The organism is Bacillus sp. TH30, assembly GCF_016650875.1.
GTDB lineage: Bacteria > Bacillota > Bacilli > Bacillales > Bacillaceae_G > Bacillus_A > Bacillus_A mycoides.
The window spans coordinates 1990626-2008700 of the sequence record NZ_JAEKEY010000002.1 but is presented as its reverse complement, the minus strand read 5'-3'; the positions used below and the strand labels follow the sequence as shown (position 1 = coordinate 2008700).

The following is an 18075-nucleotide window of genomic DNA, read 5'->3' as shown; positions in this document are numbered from 1 at the left end:
TTGGAGGATTAGCTCAGCTGGGAGAGCACCTGCCTTACAAGCAGGGGGTCGGCGGTTCGATCCCGTCATCCTCCACCATATAAATTATATGAATAATATTGTCGCGGGGTGGAGCAGTACGGTAGCTCGTCGGGCTCATAACCCGAAGGTCGCAGGTTCAAATCCTGTCCCCGCAACCAAATGGTCCCGTGGTGTAGTGGTTAACATGCCTGCCTGTCACGCAGGAGATCGCCGGTTCGACCCCGGTCGGGACCGCCATTTTAATAAGGCTCGGTAGCTCAGTCGGTAGAGCAGAGGACTGAAAATCCTCGTGTCGGCGGTTCGATTCCGTCCCGAGCCACCATTTTAATAAAATATGCCGGCTTAGCTCAATTGGTAGAGCAACTGACTTGTAATCAGTAGGTTGGGGGTTCAAGTCCTCTAGCCGGCACCATGTAAGTTTCGGAGGGGTAGCGAAGTGGCTAAACGCGGCGGACTGTAAATCCGCTCCTTCGGGTTCGGCAGTTCGAATCTGCCCCCCTCCACCATTTTACATAGGGGCATAGTTTAAAGGTAGAACTGAGGTCTCCAAAACCTCCAGTGTGGGTTCAATTCCTACTGCCCCTGCCAAATATATAAACACAACATGGCGGTTGTGGCGAAGTGGTTAACGCACCGGATTGTGGCTCCGGCATTCGTGGGTTCAATTCCCATCAGTCGCCCCATTTTATTTTTAAAAATTACAAATAAATTAATGGATACTTACATATAATTAAGTAAAACTTCGGTGGGCTATAGCCAAGCGGTAAGGCAACGGACTTTGACTCCGTCATGCGCTGGTTCGAATCCAGCTAGCCCAGCCATTTTTGCGGAAGTAGTTCAGTGGTAGAATACAACCTTGCCAAGGTTGGGGTCGCGGGTTCGAATCCCGTCTTCCGCTCCATTTTAACTTCATATGGCGGCATAGCCAAGTGGTAAGGCAGAGGTCTGCAAAACCTTTACCACCGGTTCAAATCCGGTTGCCGCCTTTATTTTATGCCGATGTGGCGGAATTGGCAGACGCGCACGACTCAAAATCGTGTTCCTTCGGGAGTGTCGGTTCGACCCCGACCATCGGTATCACGAACGGCGTAACATCAAGGCTCTACACTAATTGTGTAGAGTTTTTTTGTGTTTTCTTCACACTACAAAATAAGCACTAATAGTGCGTTGGGGTAGTGTGCGGTGAGTAAGTGACGAACTTTAGATACAGTTGGAAGAAACTATGAAGTATTAAAAGGATAAAATTTCAGTAGAATATTACATATATAAGAATTTTTTCGAGCACTCTAGAGAGAATCTCTCCACCCTGGTGACATGAAGTTAAATCCGATACCACCAGTTGAAATTACCACATTATCAGCTGGTAATTTCGTAATTTCGAAAAACTTCTTTTCAAACTCTTCTCTGTTGTACTTGTACATAGTTGAGTGACACGACCATATTTGCGTTGAAGTACTCAACCAGTCCCCTAATTTCTTTAATTTAGGGAACGAATCAAATTGAATTGGACCATCCAATTTTATGAATCTCACTTGATAGATAGTTGGGTTTAACTTCTCTCCTATTCCTTTAAAACCATGTGATTTTTTCTCATTTGAATGTGTCATAATTCTCCCTCCATCTTTCCTTCAAATTTTTCCCTATTTTAATTATACAGCAATAGAAAGTAATTAAGGAAATATTATGGGATTAGTAGAGGAATGAAAAGGAATAACTTTAGTTTGATAATGAATAGTTCATAACATACTACATAACAAATCTTTAAAAGGACATGGCAGCTTTGCCCTGTTTCTTATTGTTTAGCGAGAAATAATAAAATAAATCATCACAGTAATAAATGAAATATGATAAATTTAATCAAGGGAGAGAAATGAAAGTAAAAGGTGTCAGTTATTTAATATGATTCCATTTTGGCCCGTTTCATTTTAATTTATCATGTTTAAAGAAGCTCAAAATTTTTAAAATGCTTTAAAATAAAGGATTTTAAGGGTAGCACTCTATATAAATGTCACCTAAAAAGACCCTAACAGAAATGTTAGGGTCTTTTTTGTTAAATTATGCTATGTGATTCTAAAATTCGTAATAAACTTAGGAATTCATGTATAATATAACTTGTCGAAAGAACAAAATGATAGTGATTTATATTATGTCTGTAATATGAATCAAAAATGAACTTTTTATATTTCTTTTAAAAATGTGTTGAATACACATTATATTTCATATTAATATTTTTATGTAGATTTAAAATGGGAAAGAGAGTGGAAAGTATGGGCCGTAAATGGAACAATATTAAAGAAAAAAAAGCATCAAAAGATGCAAATACAAGCCGTATATACGCGAAATTTGGACGTGAAATTTATGTGGCAGCAAAACAAGGCGAGCCAGATCCAGAATCAAACCAAACGTTAAGAGTTGTATTAGAACGTGCGAAAACATACAACGTGCCAAGAACAATTATTGACCGTGCGATTGAAAAGGCAAAAGGCGGTTCAGAAGAAAACTATGACGAGCTTCGTTATGAAGGCTTTGGACCAAACGGATCTATGGTAATTGTAGATACACTGACAAATAACGTAAACCGTACTGCAGCAGATGTACGTGCTGCATTTAGCAAAAACAGTGGTAACATGGGTGTAAACGGTTCTGTCGCTTACATGTTTGATGCGACAGCTGTTATCGGTCTTGAAGGTAAAACATCAGATGAAGTTCTTGAAATCTTAATGGAAGCAGATGTAGATGCACGTGACATTCTAGAAGAAGAAGATTCTGTTATCGTTTATGCTGAACCTGATCAGTTCCATTCAGTACAATCTGCACTTAAAGGTGCTGGTGTTGAAGAATTTACAGTTGCAGAATTAACAATGCTTGCACAAAGTGATGTAGAACTTCCTGAAGATGCTCAAGTACAATTTGAAAAAATGGTTGATGCATTAGAAGATTTAGAAGATGTACAGCAAGTTTACCACAACGTAGACTTAGGGGAATAATATAAGACAGAAGACCCTTTCCTTTAACGGATAGGGTCTTTTTTTATGGAGTTAATTAAGTTGGTAAAGTATTAAAGGTATTTTGTAGCTGCTAGGGAATATGGTTATAGGTTTGTATTTTAAATAATCATATTTCTAGGAGGTATTTCTGTGGAGCATAAAACACCAAAGCATATTGTTGCCGTAGCAGGTTATTTAACAAATGAAAAGAATGAGGTGCTTTTAACGAAAGTGCACTGGCGAGCAGATACGTGGGAAATGCCTGGAGGACAGGTAGAAGAAGGGGAAGCGCTCGATCGAGCTGTTTGCAGAGAAATAATGGAGGAAACAGGATTAACTGTGAAGCCTATCGGAGTTACAGGGATTTATTATAATGCTTCTATGCATATTGTAGCTGTTGTTTTTAAAGTAGCATATGTTAGTGGTGAAATAAAAATTCAATCTGAAGAAATACAAGAGGCTAAATTTGTTGCTTTAAACGAAGAGAACATTGATGAGTATATAACGCGTCCTCATATGAAATCAAGGACACTTGATGCGATGAAAGCAATGCATTTTATTCCATACGAAACATGGGAAGTTCAGCCATATAATCTTATAGGAAGGTTGTAAAGAAAAGGTTAGTTATTTGAGGACAGCTCAAATTGCTAACCTTTTCTTTATGTATACTGTTTCAGAAAAAGGTCACAATAATAAAGTGTAGGCTAATAATTGGTGGAGGAAGCAGGACTACCACCTAATTTCCTAGCTTTAGCCAAGTTTTGAGGGAGAATTCTTACTGCACACAAATAGCGAGATAATCCGAAAGCTAGTATTGATTTGCAGAACGTTCGTTCTGTATAATAGTGATATATCGTATATAATTAGATTGCTAGATGTTTAAAAGTATAAATGTATAAACTGATATAATAAAAGAATAAAGTGAAATTAAGGAGAGTCCTACTTCCTATAAATAGTGTGATAAATAAATGTATATTCAACATTTCATATGAATAGTAGATAAAAAGGGACTGTGATACAATACATTTTTACACCTTACAATGTTGTAAGGTAGGTGTAAGAGAAATCGATGGGATATTCTTTTATAACAAGGTATTCTTAAATTAAGAGTTATATGCTGTGTGGAAAAGAGGTGTTCGAGATGAAAGAACGAGTATTATCTAGAGTGAATTATCATCAAAAAGTTGCATTAAATCCATTAACTAAATTTCTTTATAAAGCCATTATATTATTATTATTGTTAAGTTTTGCATTATTATTCGTTGGAAATGTAATGATTGAGCGAAGTGATATTAGTAAATTACATGTACCCGCTAAGTTAGAGGTGCCAGAATCATTAACACACGCATTTATTGCGACGGAAGATAAAAGGTTTTATCATCATAACGGTTTAGACTATATAGCGATTATCAGGGCGTCTATTGAAAATATAAAAGCTGGTGGTGTTGTGCAAGGAGGAAGCACGATTACACAGCAGTTATCTAAAAATGCTTTCTTATCTAATGAACGTACATTTTCCCGTAAGTGGAAAGAAATTTTTTATACGAAAAAGATTGAACGTACATTCACAAAGGATGAGATATTAAAATTGTATGTAAGTAATATTTACTACGGAGAAGGCGCATGGGGGATTGAAAAAGCAGCAAACCTTTACTTCGGTAAAAAAGTGAATCAATTAACACTGGCTGAAAGTGCAATGATGGCTGCTGTAGTAAAAGCACCGGCTTATTACTCACCTGCACAAAATTATGATAAAGCAGTTGAGAGACGGAATGTAGTTTTAAGGCTAATGGAGAAAGAAGGGTATATAAATCATGATGAATATGTGCAAGCAGTTAGTGAGAAATTAGTAATTCGTCATGATATAAAAACAGAGCAATCCATGTTAAAAAATGCCCGTGAAAAAGCAGTAAGTTAAAAGAAGTTCCTACATAGGAGCTTCTTTTTTTGGATAATTTGTGACAAAAGGCGACACAATATTGTCACAAATGTTGTATTTTTGTAATTTATGTGAGCGTGTTCATTGCGTGATCTATGTAAGTATTGATATTATGTGTATTGTGTACAATGATGTATACAGAATATGAAATTAAAGAGGAATGTATATGAAATCATCAAACAAACTCATGGCTCTTGGTATAGTTTTTTCTATCGCAGTATTGATTGTAATCGGGACGATTGTGTATAGCATCATAAATGACAAGAAAGATAAAGGGAATGAGATGTTTGCTTATTCTACGCAACAATCTTTAGGGAAAGATGATGCTCCAGTTAAGGTAGTTGAATTTGGAGACTTTAAATGTCCAGCTTGTCGTACTTGGGATGTAACAGTATTACCACGATTAAAAGAAGAGTATATTGATAAAGGTAAAGTGCAGTTATATTTTATTAACTTCCCGTTTATAGGAAAAGACTCTGATTTAGGTGCAGCTGCCGGTGAAGCAATTTATAAACAAGATCAAGATTCATTCTGGATTTTCTATGATGAGATTTATCAAAATCAAAAGAAAGATACGGAAGAATGGATTACAGAAGAATTACTTCTTAATATTGTGAAAGAAAAGCTTCCGAAAATTAATGTAGAACAGTTTAAAAAAGATTTACACAGTAAAGAAATGAAAGACAAAGTACGTAAAGATTCAGATCGTGCTCAAAAATTAAAAGTTCAAGGTGCTCCTTCAGTATATATAAATGGGAATCTTGCAAACCCTGATTTCGATAGTATGAAGAAGGCGATTGATAAAGAATTGAAAAAGTGATGAGGTATCTCATCACTTTTTCGACTTTTTTCGATAAATTTCTTGCTTCGATTTTTTTTACATGCTATACTACTTTACATAAGTTATTTCAATATCTTATATTTTTTTCATATTTGCGGGTGTAGTTTAGTGGTAAAACAAGAGCCTTCCAAGCTCTGGTCGAGAGTTCGATTCTCTTCACCCGCTCCAAATTTTATTTAATGTTTTTCTAATAAATTGTGATCAACGCAGTGTTTCGTTTCTAAGATAAACGAAGCATTGCGTTTTTTAATGTTTGAAAATCATAATTGTATGCGAAAATAGAAGTGAAGAATATTATTCCAAAAGTGAATTGATAACCAGTATAGTCGTTACATAAGGGATGGATTCATCGGTGGAGGCGATTGGAAATGGACTTTGAACAATTAAAGCAAGATGTAATTGCGTATAGTAAAACGATTGGTATAGATAAAATAGGTTTTGCCAGTGCTTCACCATTTGAGGAATTAAAGCAGCGTCTAATCCAGCAACAACAATTGAATTATCAGTCTGGATTCGAAGAGCCTGATATAGAGAAGAGAACGAATCCACAGCTATTGTTACCTGGTGCGAAATCAATTATTGCGATTGCTTTAGCATACCCTTCAAAATTAAAAAATGCACCATTAAGTAAACGTGGGGAACGACGTGGGATTTTTTGCCGTGCTTCTTGGGGCCAAGATTATCACCTTGTTCTACGAGATCGTTTGCAAAAGTTAGAGGCGTATTTAATCGAAAAGCTGCCGGATATAGAAGTGAAATCAATGGTTGATACAGGGGAGCTAAGTGACCGAGCTGTTTCAGAGCGTGCCGGTATTGGATGGAGTGGTAAGAACTGCGCTATTATTACGCCGGAATTTGGTTCGTATGTATACTTAGGAGAAATGATTACGAATGTTCCATTCCCTCCTGATCGGCCAATAGAAGATCAATGTGGAAGTTGTACGAAATGTATTGATATTTGTCCTACAGGTGCTTTAGTACAAGGCGGGCAGTTGGACTCGAAGAAATGTATTGCATTTTTAACACAGACAAAAGGGTTTCTGCCTGAAGAATATCGCGATAAAATAGGAAACCGTATATATGGATGTGATACGTGTCAGACTGTTTGTCCGAAAAATAAAGGAATGGATTTTCATAACCATCCTGAAATGGAGCCTGACCCTGAGTTAGTTAAACCGTTATTAACACCACTTTTAACAATTAGTAATCGTGATTTTAAAGATAAGTATGGAATTATGTCTGGTTCATGGAGAGGTAAAAAACCATTGCAACGAAATGCTATTTTAGCACTTGCACATTTTAAAGAAACAGCAGCAATTCCTGATTTAATCGGTGTTATGAAAGATGATCCAAGACCAGTACTTCGAGGAACAGCAGCATGGGCACTTGGGAAAATTGGTGGAGATGGAGTAGGAGAAGCGATTGAAAAAGCGATGGAACGTGAGAAAGATGAAGAGGTTCTTCATGAAATGAATCGTGGACTTGAATTGTTAGCACAGAAAAAAGAGTAGATAATATCTCCCTTTTTCATATTGTAATATGGGAGGGAGACGAAATGGTTGTAAAAGCGAATATTGAAAAGCAAGTGCAACAGTTTTTAGCATATATAACAGAGAAACGAACAGATGTAGATGGTATTGCAGTAGATTTGTTACAAATGGTACAGAGAAAGAAACAATTGTTTCAAAAGCGTAGTGCACATATAGTGAAAGCAACTGCAGATATTTCTTTCATTAGACAATTAAATAGTAATGAGCATCAAGAAATTGATTATCAAATACACTTGAAATATTTAATTAAGCATAAAGAATTATTTTATATCGAAGAGGAACAATTAAAACGACGAGTTTATTTAAAAAATAGTTGTATAATAGATGATTATGCTCTTGAAGTGTCAGAAGAAATAGGAATAGGTGAAACGTTAGAACGGGAAGTCACGAAAGAAAAATACGGTTCATATCAATATAATCGTTTAGAGGCAGTGAAATATGCAGAGCGTTGGTGGGATGATCGTAATTCTGCATACCGTAATTTTCCGGATAATTGTACAAATTTCATTTCACAATGTCTGCACACTGGAGAAGTACCGATGAATGGACATCCTAACATTCGTAAAGGGTGGTGGCAAAGGGGAAACCAGTGGAGTTGGAGCTGGGCTGTAGCACACTCTTTTTATTGGTATTTGTCAGGTGCTACAACAGGGCTTCGAGCAGAAGCAGTGGAAAGGCCAGAAGACCTTATTCTTGGCGATGTAATTGCGTATGATTTTGAGGATGATGGTAGGTGGAATCATACGACAATTGTAGTAGCAAAAGACGCAGATGGTATGCCGCTTGTAAATGCACATTCAGCGAATAGCCGCAGGCGTTATTGGAACTATGAAGATTCTAGTAAATATACACCACAAATGAAATATAAATTCTTTCATATTATTAATGGGTAGAGATTTTTCGTTCAAGTGGTATAATACGTAGTAGATAAAAAATAGAGGTGAATATCGCGTGGGAGTACATGTTGTTTTATATCAACCAGAAATTCCAGCAAATACAGGAAATATTGCACGTACTTGTGCAGCAACTGGAACAGAATTGCATTTGATTAGACCGCTTGGATTTTCAACGGATGACAAAATGTTAAAGCGTGCAGGATTAGATTATTGGCAGCACGTAAAAGTTACGTATTATGATTCAATCGAAGAATTTTATGAGAAAAATAAAGATGGTGAATTCTTTTATTTAACAAAGTATGGCGAGAAAGCTCATACAGCATTTGATTATAGCAAACGTGAGAAGGATTACTATTTCGTATTTGGAAGAGAAACAAATGGATTACCAGCTAATGTAATTGAAGAAAACTTCGATCATTGTTTACGTATTCCAATGACGGATAAAGTACGTTCGTTAAATTTATCTAATACAGCAGCAATTTTAATTTATGAAGCGTTCCGTCAACAAAATTATCCAGGATTAGATTTAGAAATCGTTTATTAAAAGTCGCCATTTGGCGGCTTTTTTATTTTTAAAAAAATATGTAATCATACATTTTAAAAAAGGTACATATTCATATAGAATGAGATATATGAATAAAAATAGATAAGACGGGTTGAGATAAATATGAAGGAACAATATAATAATCAAAATACCTTTTTAAGTATGATAGATATGGATTTAGTAAGACAGGGATTGTTACATGCTATTCAAGATTTAGTGTTTATTGTGAAAGTTATTGATGATGAAACTTTTAAATATATTTATGTGAATAAAATAGGAATGGATCACGCCAGGCTAGGGAAAGAATGTTATGGAAAAACTTTTGCAGAAGTATTACCAGAAGATACGGCAAGGTTATTGCAAGGACAATATGAAAAAGTAATGAGAGAAGCGAGAGCAATTACATTTTGTGATGTAATTAGTTTGCCAACTGGTGATATACATTATGAATCTTCACTTAATCCAGTATGCGATGTAAATGGAACATGTCAGTTTATTATTTGTATTACTAGAGATATTACAGCACAGGTTAAGAAAAAAGTGGAAATAGAAGAAAAACAAATGTTCTTTAAGTCATTACTAGAATATAATAATGATTCCATTATATCTGTAGATTCTATTGGAAGAATTACATATGCAAATCCAGCGACTTATGAAATTTTTGGGTATCGATATGAAGAGTTAAAGGACCAATTTATTTTTCAGTTTATAAATAAAGAATATGAAAAAACTTTTCAAATTATATTTAAAAATGCTTTACAGGGAAGAGCAAAACAAATTGTTGCAAAGAAATATATTCATAAAGAAGGATATGAACTTTATATTTCCGTGAGGACAATCCCCATTATTGTGAATAGTGAAATCGTCGGGGTGTACATTGTTACGAGGGATGTTACAAGGCAAGTATTAAATGAGATGAAAACAGAATATTTGGCTTACTTTGATCAGTTAACGGGGTTAATGAATAGAATATCATGTACAAATAAGCTAAATGAATTTTTAGCTGAGAATAAAGAATTCGCATTGGTTTTTATAGATTTGGATGAATTTCACCTTATTAATGATACATTTGGTCATAAAGAAGGGGATCAAGTCTTAAAAAAAGTTACTGAATGCTTACGAGACCTAAAAATAGAAGATATGCATTTATTTAGAGAACATGATGATCAATTTGTTATGTTAATAGAAAATATAACGAGAGAATACGTAGAGGAAGTTGCACAAACAATATTAAAAAAAATTAGTGGGCATTTTGTAATAGAAGAAGAGGATGTTTATTTGAGTGCATCAATTGGGATTGTAATGGCCCCAGAAGATGGAATGGATGAAAAAATCCTTTTCCAAAGAGTCGACGCAGCTTTGGAAAAAGCAAAGGAAAAAGGAAAAGGGTATTATCATTTTTATTGTAGTGGATTAGATTGTGAACGTGAACAAAGGTTTATAATAGAAAATCAGTTACATCGTGCTATAGAGAAAAATGAATTTTCCCTATATTATCAACCTCAAATTAATATTGAAACGGGGAAGATAGCCAGTATGGAAGCATTAATAAGGTGGGAGAATAAGGAGCTAGGTTTTGTCTCGCCCAATCAATTTATCCCACTTGCTGAAAGAACAGGGTTTATTATTAAACTTGATGAATGGGTAGTACATCAAGTTTGTGAACAGATACGTGAATGGTTAAATAAAGGATATGTGGTTGTACCAATCGCAGTTAATATTTCAGCTAAACATTTTCGTTCTATTACATTAATAGAGATGATTACACGTGCTTTAAATAAGTACAACGTTCCCCCTCATTTATTAGCAATAGAAGTTACAGAAGGGGCTCTTATACATAAAGATGTATCAAAAAGAGTGTTATTGCAGTTAAAAGAACAAAATTTAAAGATTCATTTAGATGACTTTGGAACGGGATATTCATCTTTAAGTTATTTAAAAACATATCCGATTGATACGTTAAAAATTGATCGTTCTTTTATGGAAGGTATATATAAAGATGAAAGAGATACGAATATTACGGCTGCAATTATTAATTTAGCACATACTCTAGGGTTAAATGTAATTGCAGAAGGAGTAGAAAAGGCGGAACAAATACAATTTTTAAAGGGGAAAAATGTAAAAATAGCACAAGGTTATTTTTATAATCGCCCTTTATCGATATACGATGTGGAAAATATTTATTTTAAATAGTGTATAAAAAACAAGAAAAAAAGTGATGTGCTGAAAAGCACATCACTTTTTTTGTGTACCTGGCTTATCGTTATAACCAGATGTGAAAATAGCTGTAAGAAATGTGAGCGATACACCTAAAATTAATAATAACTTCATACTAATTTCCTCCTTACTTTTTCGGTTTACGAATCCTATTTGTGAATCGAAATGTATGTAAGGTTCCTAGAAGAAAAGAATTTATTTACAATGAATAGCAGCGTGAAAACTTTAATACCTTTATTATACAGAATTTTCTTTGAATTTTGGAGAGAATTTTATAGCGCTATTGTATATTTCGTTTTGATTTAAAGAATGTTTAAGGACATCCTAGCATACCTTTTATAATAATCCGATTGAACAAGGAGATGGGGGAGGAGCTATAATGGATATTCTAAAGAAAATTGAACAATATCGGGAAGCAGAAGAACGTTTACAATGGGAAGGTACGTTTGCGGAGTATTTGGAGCTTGTGAAAGAAAGACCATGGGTGGCTCAAACAGCACACTCTCGCATTTACAATATGGTAAAAGATGCTGGAATTGAAGAAGTTGATGGTAGAAGAAAATATAACTTCTTTAGTAATCAGCTATTTGGATTAGAGGATGCTTTAGAACGCCTTGTGGAAGAATATTTTCATCCATCTGCAAAACGATTAGATGTTAGGAAACGTATTTTGTTATTAATGGGGCCTGTTAGTGGGGGGAAATCAACATTAGTTACGATGTTGAAACGAGGATTAGAAACATATTCACGAACAGATCGTGGAGCGATTTTTGCAATAAAAGGATGCCCAATGCATGAAGATCCACTTCATTTAATTCCACAGCATTTACGGAATGATTTCTTTGATGAATATGGAGTAAGGATTGAAGGGAATTTATCACCATTAAATGTTATGCGTCTAGAGCAAGAATATGGGTCAAGAATTGAGGATGTAGTTGTAGAGCGTATTTTCTTCTCTGAAGATCGCCGTACAGGAATTGGTACATTTAGTCCTTCTGATCCAAAATCACAAGATATTGCCGATTTAACAGGTAGTCTAGACTTTTCTACAATTGCAGAATACGGTTCGGAATCAGATCCTCGTGCATATCGATTTGATGGAGAATTAAATAAGGCGAACCGCGGCATGATGGAATTCCAAGAGATGTTAAAATGTGATGAGAAATTTTTATGGCATTTACTATCGCTTACACAAGAAGGGAATTTTAAAGCAGGAAGATTTGCGCTTATTTCAGCAGATGAATTAATTGTAGCGCATACAAATGAAACAGAGTATCGCTCATTTATAGCAAATAAGAAAAATGAAGCATTGCATTCACGAATTATTGTAATGCCGGTTCCATATAATTTACGGGTTAGTGAAGAAGAACATATTTATGAAAAAATGATTCGTGAAAGTGATGTGTCCAATGTTCATATTGCACCGCATACACTTCGTGTTGCAGCAATGTTCACTATTTTAACTCGTTTAAAAGACCCGAAGCGTCCAGATATTGATTTAATTAAAAAGATGCGTTTATATGATGGAGAAACGGTAGAAGGATATAATACGATTGATGTAGAGGAACTGCAACGCGAATATCAAGATGAAGGTATGAAGGGGATTGACCCTCGTTATGTCATTAACCGAATTTCTTCTACAATTATTCGAAAAGAGGTACCATCTATTAATGCACTAGATGTACTGAGATCGTTAAAAGACGGATTGGATCAGCACCCGTCAATTAGTAGTGAGGACCGAGAGCGCTATATGAATTTCATCTCATTAGCGAGAAAAGAATACGATGAAATTGCTAAGAAAGAAGTACAAAAAGCATTTGTTTATTCATACGAAGAATCAGCTAAGACACTTATGGATAATTACTTAGATAACGTCGAAGCATACTGCAATAAATCAAAATTACGTGATCCGTTAACTGGTGAAGAAATGAGCCCAGATGAAAAACTTATGCGTTCGATTGAAGAGCAAATTGGAATTTCAGAAAATGCTAAAAAGGCATTCCGTGAAGAAATTTTAATTCGCATTTCTGCTTATGCACGTAAAGGAAAACGCTTTGATTATAATTCACACGAACGTCTTCGTGAAGCGATTCAGAAAAAACTATTTGCCGATTTAAAAGATATAGTGAAAATTACAACATCAACGAAAACACCAGACGAAAATCAGCTTAAGAAAATCAATGATGTTGTTGCACGCTTAATTGATGAGCATGGCTATAATTCTTCATCTGCGAATGAATTGTTACGATATGTAGGTAGTTTGTTAAATCGATAGTTTGATAACAAAACGCTGTCTCTTATTCTTGGGACGGCGTTTTGTTATCTATTGATATTTGTAAAAAATGTCATAGCTTGTCCAAATATAATAAATTAAGATGCGATTTTATGAATTTCTTGTCAATTATTTTTACAATATGCATATGATAGAGTAACCAACCATTCATACAAAAAAGCCAACACAATACAATATGTTGCAAAACGAAAATGTGTGCAACAATGCATTGTGTTTCTTTCTTATCAACGGCTGAATGTTTCTTTCTATTATGTGAGTGGCAAAATTTTGTTTAGGATGCTCGGAGTATTGTATGAAAAACGCTATATATGTTTATGGGATGATTTTCGATGAACAGTTATTTTTCAAATATTCTAGTTACGCACACTAGAAAACAAAATTATAGATTGCTGTTCATAGGGGAAGACAATTACAGTAAGGAGGGAAAGGAATGAGCGAAGAGAACCAACCAAATTACACGATTTCACAGGAAAATTGGTCCCTCCATCGCAAAGGATATGACGACCAACAACGCCATCAAGAAAAAGTGCAGGAGGCAATCAAAAATAATTTACCAGACCTTGTAACAGAAGAAAGTATAGTTATGTCTAATGGCAAGGATGTTGTGAAAATACCGATTCGTTCTTTAGATGAATATAAGATTAGATACAATTATGATAAAAACAAACACGTTGGGCAAGGAAACGGTGACAGCAAAGTTGGTGATGTTGTTGCAAGAGATGGATCAGGTGGTCAAAAGCAGAAGGGACCAGGAAAAGGGCAAGGGGCAGGAGATGCAGCTGGAGAAGATTATTATGAAGCAGAAGTCTCAATTTTAGAATTGGAGCAAGCGTTTTTCAAAGAGTTAGAGCTGCCTAATTTAAAGAGAAAAGAAATGGATGAAAACCGGATTGAACATATTGAATTTAATGATATTAGAAAAACAGGATTATGGGGAAATATTGATAAGAAGCGGACGATGATATCTGCATATAAACGAAATGCAATGCGTGGTAAAGCATCTTTCCATCCAATTCACCAAGAAGATTTAAAGTTCCGTACTTGGAATGAAGTGTTAAAGCCAGATTCAAAAGCCGTTGTATTAGCGATGATGGATACGAGTGGATCGATGGGGATATGGGAGAAGTATATGGCACGTAGCTTCTTTTTCTGGATGACAAGATTTTTACGCACAAAGTATGAAACCGTAGACATTGAGTTTATTGCTCACCATACGGAAGCGAAGGTCGTCACAGAAGAAGAGTTTTTCTCAAAAGGGGAAAGTGGTGGAACGATCTGTTCTTCCGTATACAAAAAAGCACTTGAGTTAATCGATAATAAATATTCACCAGACCGTTATAATATTTATCCATTCCATTTTTCAGACGGTGATAATTTAACTTCGGATAATGCTAGATGCGTAAAGCTTGTGGAAGAGTTGATGAAGAAGTGTAATATGTTTGGGTATGGGGAAGTGAATCAATACAACCGCCACAGTACGCTTATGTCAGCATATAAAAATATTAAAGACGAGAATTTCAGATATTATATTTTAAAGCAAAAAGCAGATGTATTTCATGCGATGAAGAGCTTTTTTAAAGAAGAATCAGGAGAAAAAATGGCATAATCCCTTTTAAAGGGATTATTTTTTTTGTAAACTTTTTATTTTTTTAGTTGACAACGATAATGAAAATCATTATCATTTATTCGAGAAATGATTACATTTTGATTTATATATTTTGGAGGAGATGTAAAGTTGGAAAGAAATAAAAGAAAACATATAAATGCGATGATTATCGCTGCGGCGTTATCGCTTCCATTTGCTACGTATTCAACGCCTGCTTTAGCAGCTGTAGCAATTGAGGCGAACAAAACTGGACATGCTTTAGAAGATGGTACATATGATGCTGTTATTAAAGCATATAAAGATAAAACGAATGAAGAGTCTATGGCAGCTGTTTATATAAAAGATCCTAAATTAACCATTGAGAATGGGAAGAAAATTGTAACGGCAACGTTAAGTGATAGTGATTTCTTCGAATACTTGAAAACAGAGGATATTGATACTCCTGGTGTATTCCATGATGTAAAAGTCATATCAGAGGATAAAAAGAAAAATGGGACGAAGGTTATTCAATTTGAAGTTGGAGAATTAGGAAAAAGATATAATATGCAAATGCATATTTATATTCCGACGATGGCTTATGACAATAAGTATCAAGTACAGTTTGAAGTAAATGCATTAAATTTAGAAAACAATGTTCCAGAAGAACAAAAGGAAAATAAAGAGAATAAAGTGGAACAACAAGATGAAAGTGCAAATGTAATAGTTGATAAGAAATTACAACAGCATATTAATAAATATAATTTAGAGAGAAAAAATATAAATGAACCTATAACGAAGGAAGATTTATTACAAATTAAAACATTATCCATATACTCAGGTGAGGGGATAAATGAAATAGCTGGTTTAGAATATATGACAAACTTAGAGAAGTTGACATTAAGAGAGTCTAATGTAGCAGACATATCTGTTATCTCGGGATTGAGACATTTGAAATATTTAGATTTATCCTCTAATCCAATTGAAAGCATTCAACCCGTTTCTAAGCTAGAGAATCTTGACATGCTCTTTTTAAGAGATAACAAAATTGCAGATCTTACACCGTTAAGTCAAATGAAAAAGATTAAAATATTAGATTTAATTGGTAATAATATAAAGGATCTTACATCATTATTTACAGTGTTATCGTTAGAAGAAGTATACTTAGCAAATAATCAAATTAGTAATCTTTCGGGTATTGAGAAGTTAAAGAATGTGAAACTACTATGGATAGGAAATAATAAAATTAGTGATGTTGAGCCTATTAGTAAAATGAGTAATCTTATTGAACTAGAAATTGCTGATAGTGAAATAAAAGATATATCACCATTATCTAAATTAGTAACATTACAAGTATTGAATTTAGAAGAGAATTATATCTCTGATATATCGCCGCTGAGTAATTTAACAAATTTACATGAGATGAACCTTGGAGCAAATGAAATTGTTGACGTAAGGCCTGTTGAGGAATTAGGTAAGCGAATTTCAATTGATATTCAACGACAAAAAATCTTTTTAGATGAAGCAAGCGTGGATGAAGAAATAAAAATTCCAATATACAATCTTAAAGGAGAAACACTTCAAAATATTAATGTGAAAAGTGAAGAGGCTACTCTGAATAACGGGTTTATAAAATGGAATAGCCCTGGAGAAAAAACATATGAATTTAAACTAGATACGAATTCTGCTGAAAGTAAAATAAGATTTAATGGGACGGTTATACAAAGTATAGTTGAAAAACAAACAGAAAGTAAAAATGTAATTCTTGATAAAAATTTACAACAACATATTAATAAAAAGAATTTTGGTAGAGAGAATCTAAATGCCCCTATAACAAAAGAAGATTTATTACAGATTAAAACATTAGAGATACTTAAAGAAAAAGGAAAAGAGATAAAAGATCTAACTGGTTTAGAATACATGACGAACTTAGAAAACCTCACTTTAGAAGGAGTAGGGTTGAAAAATATTGAGTTCATTTCAAACTTGAAACAATTGAAAGACGTGAATGTATCTCATAATAAAATTGAAGATATAACGCCGTTATCTTCACTGGAAAATTTACAGTGGTTAAACCTTGCGGATAATCATATTAAAGATGTATCAGTTCTTGGTTCAATGTTAGACCTACTCAGTTTAAAATTAGCTGGAAATGAGATTCGTGATGTAAGGCCGTTAATACAATTAGGTCAATGGTTTTCAATTGATGCCGGAAGACAAAAAATCATTTTAAATGAAGCGAAAGTAAATGAAGAAATTCAAGTTCCGGTATATGACTTAGAAGGAGAAACTATTGAGAATATTAAACTAACAAGTGAGGGTGGAACGTTTAATAACGGAGTAATGAAATGGAGTACTCCAGGTGAAAAGGTATATAAATTTGATTTAGATTCGGATGAAACTAGTATAAGCTTTAATGGAACAGTTATCCAGAATATAGTTGAAAAAGAAGAAGTAAAAGAGCCGGTAAAAGAAGTTGAAGAAATAAAAGAAGAAGTAAAAGAGCCGGTAAAAGAAGTTGAAGAAATAAAAGAAGAAGTAAAAGAGCCGATAAAAGAAGTTGAAGAAATAAAAGAAGAAGTAAAAGAGCCGATAAAAGAAGTTGAAGAAATAAAAGAAGAAGTAAAAGAGCCGGTAAAAGAAATTGAAGAAACAAAAGAAGAAGTAAAAGAGCCGGTAAAAGAAATTGAAGAAACAAAAGAAGAAGTAAAAGAGCCGGCGAAAGAAGTTGCAGGTACAAAAGAAGAAGTGAAAGAACCGGCGAAAGAAGTTGCAGGTACAAAAGAAGAGGTAAAAGAATCAGCAACTGGATTGGATCAAGAGCCAAAAGGGAATAATCAAGTTGGTCCAGTAAAAGTGGTAGGACAAGAGAGTGCGAAAGAAAAAGATTCAAATAAACAACATGCTAATAAGCAAGAGGAAAATCAGAAGTCTTTAGCAGCAACTGGTGGTCAAGCTAACACACCGACCTTACTTTCTGGATTAGCACTTGTTCTTTCAGCATTAAGTATGTTTGTATTTAGAAAGAGATTATTTAAGAAATAAATAACGTTTTATCTTATTATTATACAAAATGATTATATAAGTTTTTGAGAAGCCCTTATTATAGCAATTTCATGTTGAAATATGCTTATGATAAGGGCTTTTTGAATAGGGGAAGGATATTAATACGAGGATGTTTCGATTGCTTAAATAATGGAGCAAC

12 protein-coding genes and 13 tRNA genes are annotated in these 18075 nt (G+C 34.3%); 24 read left to right on the top strand and 1 reads right to left on the bottom strand.

Features of this window, described 5'->3' with window-relative positions:
* Window positions 1-2 precede the first annotated feature (2 nt).
* The 12 genes from JFU20_RS12515 to JFU20_RS12460 all read left to right on the top strand — a co-directional run bounded on the left by JFU20_RS12515 (window position 3) and on the right by JFU20_RS12460 (window position 1098).
* Window positions 3-78, top strand: a tRNA-Val gene (locus JFU20_RS12515).
* Between the two features lie 24 nt (window positions 79-102).
* Window positions 103-179 (top strand) — tRNA-Met (locus JFU20_RS12510).
* 3 nt (window positions 180-182) lie between these two features.
* Window positions 183-258: transfer RNA gene (locus JFU20_RS12505), tRNA-Asp, on the top strand.
* Between the two features lie 9 nt (window positions 259-267).
* Window positions 268-343, top strand: a tRNA-Phe gene (locus tag JFU20_RS12500).
* Between the two features lie 14 nt (window positions 344-357).
* A tRNA-Thr gene (locus JFU20_RS12495) sits at window positions 358-433 on the top strand.
* Window positions 434-443: 10 nt separating this feature from the next.
* A tRNA-Tyr gene (locus JFU20_RS12490) sits at window positions 444-527 on the top strand.
* 8 nt (window positions 528-535) lie between these two features.
* Window positions 536-609 (top strand) — tRNA-Trp (locus JFU20_RS12485).
* Between the two features lie 19 nt (window positions 610-628).
* A tRNA-His gene (locus JFU20_RS12480) sits at window positions 629-704 on the top strand.
* A gap of 63 nt (window positions 705-767) precedes the next feature.
* Window positions 768-842 (top strand) — tRNA-Gln (locus JFU20_RS12475).
* Between the two features lie 5 nt (window positions 843-847).
* Window positions 848-922, top strand: a tRNA-Gly gene (locus tag JFU20_RS12470).
* A gap of 14 nt (window positions 923-936) precedes the next feature.
* Window positions 937-1007 (top strand) — tRNA-Cys (locus tag JFU20_RS12465).
* Between the two features lie 9 nt (window positions 1008-1016).
* A tRNA-Leu gene (locus JFU20_RS12460) sits at window positions 1017-1098 on the top strand.
* A gap of 209 nt (window positions 1099-1307) precedes the next feature.
* Here JFU20_RS12460 and JFU20_RS12455 read toward each other — a convergent pair.
* Window positions 1308-1628, bottom strand: coding sequence for a DUF3884 family protein (locus JFU20_RS12455; protein WP_201038659.1), 321 nt, complete (start codon window positions 1626-1628; stop codon window positions 1308-1310).
* Between the two features lie 660 nt (window positions 1629-2288).
* Here JFU20_RS12455 and JFU20_RS12450 point away from each other — a divergent pair.
* The 12 genes from JFU20_RS12450 to JFU20_RS12395 all read left to right on the top strand — a co-directional run bounded on the left by JFU20_RS12450 (window position 2289) and on the right by JFU20_RS12395 (window position 17915).
* Window positions 2289-3008: a YebC/PmpR family DNA-binding transcriptional regulator gene (locus JFU20_RS12450; RefSeq protein WP_002113875.1), complete on the top strand. Its 720-nt coding sequence runs from the start codon at window positions 2289-2291 to the stop codon at window positions 3006-3008.
* Window positions 3009-3158: 150 nt separating this feature from the next.
* Window positions 3159-3620, top strand: coding sequence for an NUDIX hydrolase (locus JFU20_RS12445; RefSeq protein ID WP_201038658.1), 462 nt, complete (start codon window positions 3159-3161; stop codon window positions 3618-3620).
* Between the two features lie 529 nt (window positions 3621-4149).
* Entirely contained in the window at window positions 4150-4926 is a 777-nt protein-coding gene (locus JFU20_RS12440; protein WP_201038657.1) for a transglycosylase domain-containing protein, read from the top strand.
* 187 nt (window positions 4927-5113) lie between these two features.
* Window positions 5114-5767 carry a DsbA family protein gene (locus JFU20_RS12435; RefSeq protein WP_002091101.1) on the top strand — a complete coding sequence of 218 codons (654 nt, stop codon included), beginning with the start codon at window positions 5114-5116 and terminating at the stop codon, window positions 5765-5767.
* A gap of 115 nt (window positions 5768-5882) precedes the next feature.
* Window positions 5883-5956: transfer RNA gene (locus JFU20_RS12430), tRNA-Gly, on the top strand.
* 200 nt (window positions 5957-6156) lie between these two features.
* A complete protein-coding gene (gene queG, locus JFU20_RS12425; RefSeq protein ID WP_002091099.1) occupies window positions 6157-7299 on the top strand; it encodes a tRNA epoxyqueuosine(34) reductase QueG in 1143 nt (380 codons plus the stop codon).
* A gap of 44 nt (window positions 7300-7343) precedes the next feature.
* A complete protein-coding gene (locus JFU20_RS12420; RefSeq protein WP_113937851.1) occupies window positions 7344-8231 on the top strand; it encodes an amidase domain-containing protein in 888 nt (295 codons plus the stop codon).
* A gap of 58 nt (window positions 8232-8289) precedes the next feature.
* The gene (trmL, locus tag JFU20_RS12415) at window positions 8290-8778 is read left to right on the top strand and encodes a tRNA (uridine(34)/cytosine(34)/5-carboxymethylaminomethyluridine(34)-2'-O)-methyltransferase TrmL (protein WP_000538149.1); all 489 of its coding nucleotides are present in this window, start codon (window positions 8290-8292) and stop codon (window positions 8776-8778) included.
* A 123-nt stretch (window positions 8779-8901) separates the two neighbouring features.
* A complete protein-coding gene (locus JFU20_RS12410) occupies window positions 8902-10971 on the top strand; it encodes a sensor domain-containing protein (protein WP_201038656.1) in 2070 nt (689 codons plus the stop codon).
* 403 nt (window positions 10972-11374) lie between these two features.
* Window positions 11375-13270, top strand: a complete 1896-nt coding sequence (locus JFU20_RS12405; RefSeq protein WP_002010375.1) for a PrkA family serine protein kinase — start codon at window positions 11375-11377, stop codon at window positions 13268-13270.
* Between the two features lie 448 nt (window positions 13271-13718).
* A complete protein-coding gene (gene yhbH, locus JFU20_RS12400; protein WP_002010376.1) occupies window positions 13719-14894 on the top strand; it encodes a sporulation protein YhbH in 1176 nt (391 codons plus the stop codon).
* 129 nt (window positions 14895-15023) lie between these two features.
* Window positions 15024-17915, top strand: a complete 2892-nt coding sequence (locus JFU20_RS12395; RefSeq protein ID WP_201038655.1) for a leucine-rich repeat domain-containing protein — start codon at window positions 15024-15026, stop codon at window positions 17913-17915.
* Window positions 17916-18075 lie beyond the last annotated feature (160 nt).